At 40.3% G+C, this 12,803-nt stretch carries 12 protein-coding genes; all 12 read left to right on the top strand.

Features of this window, described 5'->3' with window-relative positions:
* The 12 genes from QUE86_RS19060 to QUE86_RS19005 all read left to right on the top strand — a co-directional run bounded on the left by QUE86_RS19060 (nt 1) and on the right by QUE86_RS19005 (nt 12,715).
* Entirely contained in the window at nt 1–1,311 is a 1,311-nt protein-coding gene (locus QUE86_RS19060; RefSeq protein WP_434784486.1) for a metal-dependent hydrolase family protein, read from the top strand.
* 8 nt (nt 1,312–1,319) lie between these two features.
* Nucleotides 1,320–1,724, top strand: coding sequence for a nuclear transport factor 2 family protein (locus tag QUE86_RS19055; RefSeq protein ID WP_286260553.1), 405 nt, complete (start codon nt 1,320–1,322; stop codon nt 1,722–1,724).
* Between the two features lie 17 nt (nt 1,725–1,741).
* Nucleotides 1,742–2,953 (top strand): ATP-binding protein, encoded by a 1,212-nt coding sequence (locus QUE86_RS19050; RefSeq protein WP_256853820.1) that lies wholly within the window; start codon nt 1,742–1,744, stop codon nt 2,951–2,953.
* Nucleotides 2,950–3,483, top strand: a complete 534-nt coding sequence (locus QUE86_RS19045) for a response regulator transcription factor (RefSeq protein WP_130052477.1) — start codon at nt 2,950–2,952, stop codon at nt 3,481–3,483. The genes QUE86_RS19050 and QUE86_RS19045 overlap by 4 nt, the downstream gene beginning before the upstream one ends.
* 152 nt (nt 3,484–3,635) lie before the next feature.
* Nucleotides 3,636–4,040: a DUF1761 domain-containing protein gene (locus tag QUE86_RS19040; RefSeq protein ID WP_130052476.1), complete on the top strand. Its 405-nt coding sequence runs from the start codon at nt 3,636–3,638 to the stop codon at nt 4,038–4,040.
* Between the two features lie 39 nt (nt 4,041–4,079).
* On the top strand, nt 4,080–4,331 hold the full coding sequence (locus QUE86_RS19035; protein WP_130052475.1) for a hypothetical protein: 252 nt from the start codon (nt 4,080–4,082) through the stop codon (nt 4,329–4,331).
* Nucleotides 4,332–4,479: 148 nt separating this feature from the next.
* Nucleotides 4,480–4,749 (top strand): CBU_0592 family membrane protein, encoded by a 270-nt coding sequence (locus tag QUE86_RS19030; RefSeq protein WP_054552127.1) that lies wholly within the window; start codon nt 4,480–4,482, stop codon nt 4,747–4,749.
* A 192-nt stretch (nt 4,750–4,941) separates the two neighbouring features.
* Complete coding sequence (locus QUE86_RS19025; protein ID WP_239977780.1) at nt 4,942–6,924, top strand: TonB-dependent receptor plug domain-containing protein; 1,983 nt, start codon at nt 4,942–4,944, stop codon at nt 6,922–6,924.
* A 23-nt stretch (nt 6,925–6,947) separates the two neighbouring features.
* Nucleotides 6,948–8,687, top strand: a complete 1,740-nt coding sequence (locus tag QUE86_RS19020; RefSeq protein ID WP_286260552.1) for a sensor histidine kinase — start codon at nt 6,948–6,950, stop codon at nt 8,685–8,687.
* On the top strand, nt 8,684–10,054 hold the full coding sequence (locus QUE86_RS19015; protein ID WP_130052473.1) for a sigma-54-dependent transcriptional regulator: 1,371 nt from the start codon (nt 8,684–8,686) through the stop codon (nt 10,052–10,054). The genes QUE86_RS19020 and QUE86_RS19015 overlap by 4 nt, the downstream gene beginning before the upstream one ends.
* Before the next feature lie 213 nt (nt 10,055–10,267).
* Nucleotides 10,268–11,227 carry a porin gene (locus QUE86_RS19010; RefSeq protein WP_256853816.1) on the top strand — a complete coding sequence of 320 codons (960 nt, stop codon included), beginning with the start codon at nt 10,268–10,270 and terminating at the stop codon, nt 11,225–11,227.
* A 57-nt stretch (nt 11,228–11,284) separates the two neighbouring features.
* Nucleotides 11,285–12,715, top strand: a complete 1,431-nt coding sequence (locus QUE86_RS19005; protein WP_239977783.1) for an SLC13 family permease — start codon at nt 11,285–11,287, stop codon at nt 12,713–12,715.
* Nucleotides 12,716–12,803: the final 88 nt, after the last annotated feature.

Here is a 12,803-nt window from a genome sequence, read left to right as displayed (position 1 = left end):
ATGAAAAAAATAAACCTAAAAATAAGCACATTATCGGTACTGACTTTATTATCTGCGTTTACGGTTCATGCTCAAACCACCATAATCCATGCTGGGAAAATGCTAGTTGGCACTGATCAAGATGTCAAAGAGCAGCAAACACTGGTTATTGAAGACAGTAAAATTGCCGCAATAAAAGCTGGTTTTCTAACAAAACAACAGTTAAAGCTCAGTGACGCAGACGTTATTGATTTAAAAAATCAGATGGTATTGCCGGGTCTGATTGATATGCACGTTCATGTTACCTTTGAACGAGATGCAAAGCGTAACCCACACCAATGGGCAACTGAATACGAAGCAGATTATGCACTGCGTTCTTTAAAGTACTTACAACGCACGGTAGAAGCGGGTTTTACCTCTGTGCGCGACCTTGGCAGCAGTTATCAAGTTATCTTTCCATTAAAGCGAGCGGTTGAGCGTGGCGATATTGTTGGTCCGCGCATTTTTGCAGCAGGCGATATGATCACACCGACCGGTGGCCACGGTGACATGCATGGTTATCGCCGTGATATTACCAAAGCAACAGAAGGGGGTGGTTTGGGTGTCTGTGATGGTGCTGACGACTGTACTCGTGCAGTGCGCGATGTAATAAAAAGTGGTGCTGATGTGATTAAAATTACTGCGACAGGTGGTGTTTTAAGTAATACAGCTGCAGGGGTTAATCAGCAATTTACTGATGAAGAGCTCAGTGCCATTGTCAACACCGCCCATCATTTAGGTCGTAAAGTCACCGCTCATGCTCATGGTACGGAAGGTATAAAAGCTGCACTTAGAGCGGGTGTCGACTCAATCGAACATGGCTCTTTTTTAGATAAAGACACAGTTAAATTCTTTAAAAAGCAAGACGCGTATTTAGTCCCTACTTTGTTAGCTGGTGCAACAGTAAAAGAAGAAGTGCTAAACAACCCGAATATGCCAAAAGCCATTGCTGATAAAGTAGAAATCGTAGCGCCAAAAATGGAAGCGTCTTTTAAATTAGCTTTAAAAAACAAAGTTAAAATAGCCTTTGGTACAGACTCAGGGGTATCTAAGCATGGTGATAATGCCAAAGAGTTTGAGTTATTAGTAAAATATGGCATGACACCAAAGCAGGCAATTAAATCAGCCACCGTTGAAGCTGCTAAACTATTAGGTCAAAGTGATAGCCTTGGTGACTTGAGTGTTGGTAAACAAGCAGATATTATCAGCGTTAATATGAATGTACTTGATAACATTAGTGAACTTAGTCAGGTTCAGTTTGTTATGAAGGACGGTAAAGTGCTCAAACAGTAAGGGTTACTATGGGCGGTAAAATTAAAGAGACGTTATTTAATCATTTGATTGATGCAGAGCGACAATTGCTTGAACCAGAAGTGCGGCAATCCACTGAAGCGCTTGATGCATTACTTGATGATGATTTTATTGAAATAGCCGCCGATGGCACGTCTTTTAATAAGTTCCAAGTATTAACCCGTCTGCCAACTGAGGTGGTACCGCAATTCTACAATCAACATTTTAAAGGTCGTATGCTCAGTGATGATATTGCACAGCTAAGCTATCAAGCGGCCTTTAGACGCTCTGCCCGCTCTGAATTTAACTATTCAGTTCGCATGTCACTGTGGCGTTTTAATGGTAAACAATGGCAAATGGTGTTTCATCAGGGAACGCCTTGTGCTGTTTTTACAATTTCAATGGACGATGATTAAGCCTTAAAGAGTCCGCTATGCAAACCGATCCGGCGATTAGTCGCCTACTAATTTTGAGAAGCGCCGCAATAGCTGTGCAGTTTGTTGCTGTGATTGCAGTGTATTTTCTATTTGAATACCAAATACCTTTACTGCCGTTACTTGCTGTTATTTGTGTTGAAGCAATTTTTCAGCTGTTAAGTATATTAGCTTATCGAAAAGTAACAAAAGCTAAACCTGCTGCTGTGTTGATGCAATTAACTGCTGATTTGCTGTTTTTAACTATTTTACTCTCGTTAAGCGGCGGGGCAACCAATGCGTTTGTTTCATTATTGCTGTTGCCAATAATGATAGCTGCAGTGTCTGTTAATGCCAAAGGACTTGCTTATACCGCTGTGTTGGCAATCGCAGCTTACAGTTTTTTACTGATACGAATGCCTGAGCACACCATGCATCAAATGCAAATGACACACCATTTTATTGGTATGTGGATTAACTTTGTTATTAGTGCAATTGTAATCGCGTTTGTAATTGGCACATTAAATAGTACCTTAAGAGCTAGAGAAGCCACCATTGCACGTACCCGTGAACAGCAGCTGAGGCATGAGCAGTTATTAACTCTCGATGGCGCTGCAGCACAAGTGACACACCAACTAGCGACACCAATCGCAAACTTACAGCTTTTATTTGAAGAGTTGCAAGAGCAACAAGCTGATGATCCTATTGTCCAAGAAATGGCTAAACCATTAGCACAATGTAAAGAACAGCTTGAGCACTTTAGAGCACTATCAAATGCATTAAGAACCGGTCAAACACAGCAGGTGATCAGCGCGGATACATTACAAAATACCATTCAAGATGCTATGACCCTGCATTTTCCAGAGCAAAGCATACATTGGCAAAATGATGCACCAGAATGCTCTATTTTAAGTGACGCCATGCTGTTACCAGCTATTTTGAATTTACTACAAAATGCTGTTTCAGCGAATAATCAGAGCCAACAAAACATCATAGAAGCTGATTGGCAAATAGATAATCAACAACTTTCTTTATCATTGCGTGATTTCGGTCAAGGCTTTAGTGAGCAACAAATGGCATCATTAGGTGGTCAGCTAATGCCAAGTAGCGGCGGAATGGGGATGGCAGTCATGTTATCTAATGCGACTTTAGAGCGCTTAAATGGCTCATTAACACTGTGCAATCACCCGCAGCAAGGTGCAATTGCAATGGTTAGTTTAAAAATTGTATGAAACTTTTAATTATTGAAGACGATGTAAATCTTGCCACCACACTTGCAAGGCGCTTTACAAAGCAAGGCTTTACATGTGAACTGGCTCATAACAGTGAACAAGCATTACAAAAATTAGCCACTTTTGAAGCAAGTCACTTTTTAGTGGACTTGAAACTTGGCGATGATAATGGCCTCGCATTAATTAAACCAATTAGAGCTCAATTTCCAACAGCGCGCATTGTATTGCTCACAGGTTTTGCCAGTATCGCCAGTGCGGTTGAAGCAATACGTTTAGGAGCTAATGATTACTTACCAAAACCTGTTGATTTTAATGCATTAATAAGAACCATTTTAGGTAATACAGAGACGAGTCAATCACTGGATGACACAAAGCCAAACCAGATTATGTCACCAGAGCGACTTGAGTGGGAGCATATTCAGCATGTATTGCATAGCAATAATGGCAATATCTCCGAGACAGCACGCCAACTCAATATGCATCGAAGAACTTTACAACGTAAATTACAGAAAAAACCCGTACAACAATAAAATGATTGTTTAATAAACTGAAACAATGATAAAATTAATGCTAAAGTATTAATTTGATGCAAATAGGTACAAAACTCGACATCTTTGATTTGCTGCATTGCTGATCGTTAACTAAAGTCAAAATAACCCTGTTAGTTGTATGAGTCTGGCGTATGCATTTTTCAGAACTTAATTTCTTCGCGATATTTTTTGCTGCCCTTGCATCTTTCCTATTGGGCGCTGTGTGGTATTCTCCTTGGCTTTTTAAACGAATTTGGATGGAGAGCTGTGGCTTAACTGAACTTGACCTACAAAGCATTAACCCGTTTATGGTGTTTGGTGGCAGCTTTGTTTTATGTTGTTTAATTGCTTTTAGTTTATCGTTATTTATTGGTGCAAATGTCAATGTAGGGGTGGCTGTTGGCACTGGCTTTATTATTGGTTTATGTTGGGTCAGCTGTGCTTTGGGAATTGGTTATATCTTTGAACAGCGACCATTAAAGTTGTTTTTAGTTAATGCAAGTTATTCAATATTACAGTTTTCTGTTATTGGCTTAGTTTTGGGGCTCTGGCCTTAACATGTTAAAGTATGCTTTTAGTTTAGTAATGTAGTTGTAATGGCAAAACCAAACAAAAAAGGCCCGACTAAAACTGTCGATATTTTTTGCTCACAATGTAAAAGCCAATTGTTTAAATACCGCAAAGGTGGAAAAGGGGCGTTGGTTAAATGTTTTGTCGAACGTATTAGCCAAGACTTTACCAACGAAACCGGTATTTGTCCTGACTGCCAACGTCAATTCGCCCGCCAGACCATGATCCGTGGCACACCTGCTCTAAAAATCATTGGTGGTAAAGTGACGCATAAGTAGCAATTAAAATACGGACATTTATCCTCGTTTATTCCTCATGCTCTGATACTATTAGCCGGTTTGCTGTTTCAATGAATGAAAACAACCCTCCCCATGGATTGGGCCAGTTGTATGGGTATAAACACATGAACAAAATGGACTCACGCACGTGATAGCACTTTTATTTGATATTATTGGCATGACAGGCACATTCTTAGTGGTTGGTGCTTTCTTTTTATTGCAACTGAATAAAGCATCGCCAACCGGCCTTGTGTATAACATGATGAACTTAACCGGTGCAATTCTGTTACTGATTAGTCTTTGTTATAACTTTAACCTTGCTAGTTTTGTTATCGAAATTTTCTGGATAGCGGCGTCACTTATTGGTTTATATAAGTACATCAAAGCAAAGCGCACTGGTAATGTTGAAACAGCATAATTAAGTTTGGTGCACCAAAACAGATTTTCTTAAAACCCATTTACAGTTGAAAATGGGTTTTTTTGTATCTACTTCCGAGAACTCTTCAACTAAAGCTATAAAAACATTGCAAGCTTGCCAATCTTTTGTATTAATAGTGTAAACAATGTGTTGCTGTTGCAGCATAGACTATTAGTACAGGTAAGTCGCAACGTGAAGTTTTTAAGATGTTCAGCACTTTTTTCAATTGCAGTTGCCTCAACCATTCCATTGGTTGCAAACGCGACTGAAGAGCAAGACTTATTCTCTTTAAGTTTTGAAGACTTGCTTGACGTTCAAGTTGATATTGCTAGCAAAACCAACGAAACCTTGTCCTCTGTTCCCTCAACCATGAGTGTATTTAGTCGTAAACAAATTCAAGCACTTGGTGTTGATAACGCCTATGAAGTAATGAACTTTGTGCCTGGTATGCAATCAACCCGGGGGGATTGGGTCGGTGCAGTGCCTAAAGATCATGCTCGGGGTGTTTATCTAGATAGTGGCAATGTACTGGTGATGATCAATGGTGAACGAGTCAATGAATCATCATTCGGTAAAGCCTCTGTTTACATGCCTTATATTCCCATTGAAGTCATCGAAAAAATTGAGTTTATTCGCGGCCCTGGCTCGGCGCTGTATGGCAGTAATGCGTTTTTAGGGGTCATGAATATTGTTACCTCTAAAGAGCGAAATACTATGCAACTTGTGGTTGGTAATAATGGTCGCTATGGCGCAACAGGGCAGTTTAATAGCTCCTTTAGTGATGATACATCACTCTTTGCGAGTTTTTCTTATGATCAAAAAGACGGCGAAAGCTATCCGCAAGGAGTAAAAGATCCTCTTGAAGCGATATATCTAGAAGCGGGTGTTGATTATAAAAAGCTTAAATTACGAGCTCGTTACAACGAAACATCCCTTGATGAGTTTTTAAACCTTGCTGGCTATTCAACGCAGAACCAACATAGCAGTGATAACACCTTTGTTGGCATTAAATATAACTGGGTTAACAACGATAAGCTAAAGCTAGATTCTAGTTACTCATACACAAAGCATAATATCTCTAGCGCTGGTCTAATCGCTGAATTTGACGATATACCTGACTTTTTCCTCGGTCCAGAATGGCAAACAACCGATAGTAAATTTGAAACGGAATTGAGTTATCAATTTGATAATCAATGGCAGCTTGCCGCAGGTGTTGAATATGCAGAGGCTAAGCAAGTAAAAGCAGGGGTACGTACCAATTACTATGATGATGAGTCTATGTTAGTCATTATTGACCCCGCTTATTATCAGCAAGGTATCGTGACTGTGATGGACTTTCCTGAATTTGCGCCACTTAAATATACTTTCGAAACATATAGTGCGTATGGGCAGTTAAAAATACCTTATTCAGAGGCACTTACTTTATTTATAGGGGCACGCTATGACGATGTGAAAGACATCGACAGTAAACTTTCGCCTCGTCTTGCGGGTGTTTATGTTATAAACCCAGAGCATACCGTTAAAGTGCAATATGGCGAATCGTTTAGAACCCCGGTTACTAATGAGCTTTTTTCAAATGATGATGTCACCGTAGGTAACCCATCACTTCGCTCTGAATCAGTAAAAACCACTGAGCTTGTTTGGCATTATCAAACTTCAGAGTTACAAGCTAATGCCGTATTTTTTTATAATGAACTCAATGACTTTATAAACATTGAGCCAACGCAATCTAATGATGCCTTATTTACTTTTGCAAACTCATTTAATACTCAAAACAGTGGTATCGAGCTTGATGGCACTTGGCAATCAAGTAAAGAGTTCTCTGTAACGGGCACTTACACGCAATACTTTGAAGATCCAATTAATGCGAGCTTTAAGCGTTTCGCAAGCTTAGTTAGCAGCTACAACTTATCTGACAGCTGGCAAGTAAGTTTAAACTTATTATGGCGTGATAAAGTTGAGGTAAGTTCAGTAACTGGTGCTCACTTCAAACAGTCTGCCTATAGCTTATTAGGTGGCAGTTTAAAATGGCAAGTAAACGCAAAGAGCCAGTTAACGTTAAAAGCAGAAAATCTGTTAGGCAAGAAATATAACGTGTTTGACCCACGTATGGACAATGGCGCTGTCGCTGGTACAACAGAAGAATTATCGTTACACTACCAGTTTAATTTCTAGTTGTGCTGCTCACAAAGGTTTGAATGTCGTCATTAAGTAAAAAGTTAGTTATTGCAGGTGCAATGCTTTTATTGTTGCTTGTGTTAGTTTTTTACGTTGGGCGAGCCCATGATTATCAGCAGGCAGAGCAACAAAGCCGTGTTCAAGCGACTCAGTTAAGTCATTACTTCTCCAGTGAATTAGCCCGGTTTAAAACAATTCCTACCTTAGTGAGTGCTAATGATTTAGTTAAATCCTTTGTGATTAAGCAAGGTATAGGCGAACAAGCCGTTAATTATTATTTAGAAGATATTCAACGTGCCAGTGGTGCATCAGATGTCTATGTAATGGATTTATCAGGTTCGGTCGTGGCAAGTAGTAACTGGCAAGTTGATTACACCTTTTTGGGAAGTAATTTTGCTTTTCGGCCTTATTTTTATTTAGCCAAGCAAGGTGGGAAAGTTGCCTATTTTGCTTTAGGCATGCGCTCAAGTGAGCGCGGTATTTATTTTTCAGAGCCGGTTATAGATAAAGGGAAAGTCATTGCCGTTGTAACATTAAAGGTTAATGCTAAAAAGTTTGAGCAAGACCGCCAACTACTTAATGCATCAGATAGCACCCATTTTTATATCACTTTAGAAGACAGTGTAATTGTGATGTCAGATGTTGCTGACTGGCGTTTAAAATCTCTTAAGCCCCTCAATGATGCACAAATGGCTGCTTTAATTAAGTCACGCCGATACTTGTCTCATAAACCGAGCTTACTTGCCCATAATCACAAGCCTTTAAGTAAACAAACCGCGCAGCAAAACATTCAGCTTGATGGCAAACAAGCGCGCTTTATTAGTGCCATCGAAACAATAGACATTATAAACGCTAAAGCCAGTGTGTTGGTGGATGTGACAAATGTGGAGCTTGCACAAATTCCAAGGCTTCTTTGGTTTAGTGTGTTTTATGCCATTGCTGTGGTGCTTATTCATATGGCAATGGTACGATTTGCTGGTTATAAAAAACTACTTTTTTCAAGGCATAGTCTTGAGCAAGAAGTGATTGAACGAACCCAAGCGCTCGAAAAAGCTCAAAAAGCACTGATCCAAACAGCTAAATTGGCCACGATAGGCCAATTAAGTGCAGGCATTAACCATGAAATAAACCAACCTTTGAGTGCCATGAATACCTACTTAGTAAGTGCGAAAAGGTTACTTATGAAAGGCAATATTGAACAAGCTGGCGAAAATTTAGTGCTAGTACAGTCGTTAATAGAGCGTGTTCATAAAATTGTTGCTCAGTTAAAGCATTTTAGTAAACCGGCGCAAACTCAACTAAGGCAACAAAGCTTAGCGAGTATGTTAAAAAATGCACTAATGATCGCCAGCGCCCAGCTAAAACAAGACGATATCGAGGTAAAAGCCAGTGATATTGACGCAAACATAACCGTGTGGGTCGACAGCGTGAAGTTTGAACAAGTCTTGGTAAACGTAATCACCAATGCCAGCCAAGCAATGAGTGAATCAGAAAAGCGCGAATTGAGTTTCGAGCTCGAACTTTTCGACGACCGAGTGAAGCTATCGATTCTTGATACGGGTCCGGGTATTGATCAACATGCATTAGGTAATATTTTTGAGCCTTTTTATAGTACTAAAACCAGTAATGGTTTAGGGCTTGGTTTATCTATTTCACGACAAATTATAGACTCATTTAATGGTCGACTATCGGCTCACAACCGTCCTGAAGGCGGGGCACAATTTATAATAACCTTACAAACTAATAAGGAACAATCATGAGTGTAGTTGCAACTACCTGTAATCAGGTAATTGTTATTGATGACGAAGCGGTGATCCGCGATTCATTAAAGCAACTGCTTGAAATTGAGGGTTATCAAGTTCAGTGTTTTAGCGAACCAACAGCTGCACTTTCAAAACTGGGTCGTCGTTTTGAGGGAATTGTGCTTAGCGACATAAATATGCCAAAAATGGATGGTTTGGAGTTTTTAGAGCAAGTAAAAGCGTTTGATAGTGAACTGCCGGTTATATTTCTTACCGGTTTTGCTGATGTATCTGTTGCGGTTAAAGCTATGCAGTTAGGGGCTTATGATTTATTTGAAAAGCCGCTTACTGAGCAATTGTTAGATTGTATTGCGCGTGCTTCAGAAAAACGGGCTTTAGTGATGGAAAACCGCGCCTTGAAAATTGCGGTAGAAAAAACTTCTGCGCCCGGTGTGCGTATTTTAGGTGAAACAGAGCAAATGCAACAAATGATGCATTTACTTAATGCGGTAATTGATACTCCCGCCGATGTGCTTATTGAAGGTGAAACAGGTACAGGTAAAGAGTTAGTTGCTCGTTACTTGCACGATCAAAGTAACAGATCAGCGGCTAATTTCGTAGCGATAAACTGTGGTGCAATTCCTGAGCAATTAATTGAAAGTGAGTTATTTGGGGCGGCAAGTGGGGCTTACACCGGTGCAACGCAATCTCGCCAAGGTAAATTTGAATTTGCTAAAGGAGGTACCGTTTTTTTAGATGAAATAGAGTCAACGCCTGCAAGTTTACAAGTCAAGTTACTTAGGGTGCTTGAAGAGAGAAAAGTCACGCCTGTAGGCGACAACCACGCCATTGATTTAGATGTACGCATTGTTGCTGCTACAAAAGTTGATTTGATGACCTTGGTAGAAGCAGGTGAGTTTAGAGCCGATCTTTATTATCGATTAAACTTAGTTAAAGTGAGTATTCCTGCATTACGCGATAGAAAAGCCGATATTCCATTACTTTTTAAACACTTTAGCTCAATTGCTGCAACACGCTTTCATAAGCCACCTGCACCACTTAGTAGTGAAGCAAAACAGCGCCTACTTGCTTATGATTGGCCAGGTAATGTGCGAGAACTTAGAAATCAGGCCGAACGTGCAGTATTGCTAGGCTCTGATTTAGCATTTGCTTCATACAACGACGCAAACAATGAAAACGAACTTGCTCAGGACCTAAGCCTAGCTGAGAAAATCAGCTTTTATGAGCAATCACTGATTGAAGAGGCGTTAGAGCGTAACAACGGTAGCATTAAAGATACTATGGTCACTTTGCAAATTGCTCGTAAAACCCTTTACGACAAGATGACTAAATACGGTATTAATCGGGAAATGTTTAAAGACTAACCAGTACATCTACAGTTAATTAAAGATAATGGGTGGAACAGGTGACAACACAATCTTAAAAATGTGTGGAGATCCACCCATAAAACTCAGTCTCCACTAAGCCAATGAAGTTAATCTTTTGTTATTTATAGTTTTTTTATAAATTAACTAAGTTGGCAACCTACTTGCCTTAACAGTTAGGAACAACAATTTGAACCTAATAAGGGGCGCATAATGACAACAATATTCACTCATAACAAAACACGCGTAGCAGCGGCTGTGATTTTAGCGAGCACAGCGGGCTCAGCAATGGCAGCAGATTACGCTGTATATGGTAAAGCAGAAGTTCAAATAGCAAACACAGATACTGGCGTTATGCGCTATGCAGATGAAGGCACTCAAATTGAAGCACCTTTTTCTCGTATTGGTATTAAAGGTAGTCATAAACTAACTGAATCGCTAAAAGCGGTATTCAAATACGAAGTGCAAGTAAAAGGCTTCGAGCATGACGATACCAGTGAACCATTTTCTGCTCGTAATACCTACTTAGGTCTAGCAGGTGATTTTGGTGAAGTCGTTGTGGGTCGTAACGATACTCGTTTTAAATACTCAGAAGGTAAAGTTGACGGTTTTAACGAAACGCAAGCTGACATTGCCCAGTTGATCCCTGGTCAAGACCGTATTGGTGATACAATTACCTATAGCTCAAAAACCTATGGTGGCGCATCGCTTGCGCTAACTTATGCACCAAAAGATGACAGTAGTAACGATGAAGATGGTTTTGCTGCAACCGTTATTTATGGTGACCGTGCATTAAAATCAAAAGACTACTATTTAGCTATCAGCCATGTTGATGCACTTAACAAGTTGACTGCAAGCCGTGTGGTTGCAGCATGGAAACATGAAAACCTACAACTTGCGGGCTTATTCCAACGCAGTGAATCAACAGATGGCAGTAAAGAAGGTAATGGCTACGCACTCAGTGCAAGCTATGCTATCGATAAATGGGTACCTAAGCTTCAGTACGTTAAAGATGACTCAAAAATTCGCCATGCTGAAGAAGGTAAACAATGGACAGCAGGTGTTGATTATGTTTTTGATAAACAAACCACAGCCTACTTATTCTATACTGATTTAGATTTAGAACTTGAATCTGACAACAGCGTTGCAATTGGCCTTAAATACAAGTTCTAAGGAGTAGGTATGTCATTAGTAAATCAAACAAAAGATGGCTCTCAGCCACGTCCATTAATGAGCACAGTCATGTTACTGCTTGGCCCATTAGTAATGCTATTAACTTGCTTAATTGATCCACCAGCGGGAATGAGTGTGTCTGCACTTCGCACTGCGGGCCTTGCTTTTTGGATGGCTTCTTGGTGGGTAAGCGAAGTTGTGCCAATTCCTGCTACTTCATTATTGCCACTGGTTATATCACCTCTTGCTGGCATTGCTGCAATCAAAGGGGTCGCGTCGCCTTATGCACACCCTTTGATCTTTTTATTCTTGGGCGGTTTTTTAATCTCAATTGCGATGGAGCGTTGGGGTTTACATAAACGTATTGCGCTTAATACTATGCTTCGAGCAGGGACTAAGCCAAGCCTACAAATTTTAGCCATGATGTTAGTAACGGCATTTTTATCAATGTGGATGTCAAATACAGCTACCGCTGTGATGATGTTACCGATTGCTATGTCGATTACTATGTTGGTGAAGCAATCTAACCCTGATAATGACCAGTTTGGTAAATCAATGTTACTGTCGATTGCTTATGGTGCGAGTATCGGTGGTATTGCAACGTTAATTGGTACGCCGCCAAATGCGTTAATGGCTGCGTATTTATCAGATAGCTACAAAATCGAAATAGGTTTTGCACAGTGGATGAAAGTAGGTGTACCACTTGCAACAGTTATGCTGATTTTATGCTGGGTTTGGTTAACTAAGTTTGCTTACAAAGTAGATACACAATGTGCAAAAGCAGCAAGTAAAGATACGAAATCGTTATTCTTATCGCAGTTACAAGAGCTTGGTAAAATGCAGCGCGCTGAAAAAGGCGTAGCAGCAGTCTTTGTCTTAGCAGCTGTTTGTTGGATCTTTAGACCTGTACTTGCCGATCTGTCGGGTTTAAAAATCTCTGACACTGGTATTGCGATTGCTGCGGCACTATTGTTATTTGTCTTACCAGCAAACAAAGGTGATGGTGAGCGTATTCTTGACTGGGAAAGCGCTGCTAAGGTTCCATGGGGTGTGTTATTACTATTCGGCGGTGGTTTAACACTTGCTGCGCAAATTAAATCATCAGGTCTAGCTGAATACATTGCGCACATGATAGAGGGTGCAAGTGCTATACCTTTGGTACTAAGTGTTCTAGCAGTTGCTACTTTAATTACGTTCTTAACTGAGATCACGAGTAATACAGCAACAGCCGCAGGCTTCCTTCCACTTTTAGGCCCGGTTGCTGAATCTGTATTTGGTACACCTCTTGTGTGGGTCATTCCTGCGGCAATCGCGTGTAGTTGTGCGTTTATGATGCCAGTTGCAACACCGCCAAATGCGATTGTATTTGGCTCAGGACAAATTCAAATGCGCGATATGATCCGATCTGGTTTTGCACTAAACATTATTGCTATTGCGATGATCACTTTAGTAACTATGACCATTGCAGCAGTTGTGTTTGGCTTTTAGATAAGTTTAAAAGTTTTCAACCTAATCCAACCATCAACAGCGCTCACTATGAGCGCTGTTTTTACATTTATAAAGTTGCTCAGATAAT

It is taken from the genome of Pseudoalteromonas apostichopi (assembly GCF_030297135.1).
GTDB lineage: Bacteria > Pseudomonadota > Gammaproteobacteria > Enterobacterales > Alteromonadaceae > Pseudoalteromonas > Pseudoalteromonas apostichopi.
Note: the sequence above shows the minus strand (reverse complement) of the source record. Positions and strands in the feature narration are given on the sequence as shown.

Bases quoted from the DNA above. Each gene is read 5' to 3' on its own strand.
- QUE86_RS19060 (WP_434784486.1), top strand. From the start codon at position 1: ATGAAAAAAATAAACCTAAAAATAAGCACATTATCGGTACTGACTTTA.
- QUE86_RS19055 (WP_286260553.1), top strand. From the start codon at position 1,320: ATGGGCGGTAAAATTAAAGAGACGTTATTTAATCATTTGATTGATGCA.
- QUE86_RS19050 (WP_256853820.1), top strand. From the start codon at position 1,742: ATGCAAACCGATCCGGCGATTAGTCGCCTACTAATTTTGAGAAGCGCC.
- QUE86_RS19045 (WP_130052477.1), top strand. From the start codon at position 2,950: ATGAAACTTTTAATTATTGAAGACGATGTAAATCTTGCCACCACACTT.
- QUE86_RS19040 (WP_130052476.1), top strand. From the start codon at position 3,636: ATGCATTTTTCAGAACTTAATTTCTTCGCGATATTTTTTGCTGCCCTT.
- QUE86_RS19035 (WP_130052475.1), top strand. From the start codon at position 4,080: ATGGCAAAACCAAACAAAAAAGGCCCGACTAAAACTGTCGATATTTTT.
- QUE86_RS19020 (WP_286260552.1), top strand. From the start codon at position 6,948: ATGTCGTCATTAAGTAAAAAGTTAGTTATTGCAGGTGCAATGCTTTTA.
- QUE86_RS19015 (WP_130052473.1), top strand. From the start codon at position 8,684: ATGAGTGTAGTTGCAACTACCTGTAATCAGGTAATTGTTATTGATGAC.
- QUE86_RS19010 (WP_256853816.1), top strand. From the start codon at position 10,268: ATGACAACAATATTCACTCATAACAAAACACGCGTAGCAGCGGCTGTG.
- QUE86_RS19005 (WP_239977783.1), top strand. From the start codon at position 11,285: ATGAGCACAGTCATGTTACTGCTTGGCCCATTAGTAATGCTATTAACT.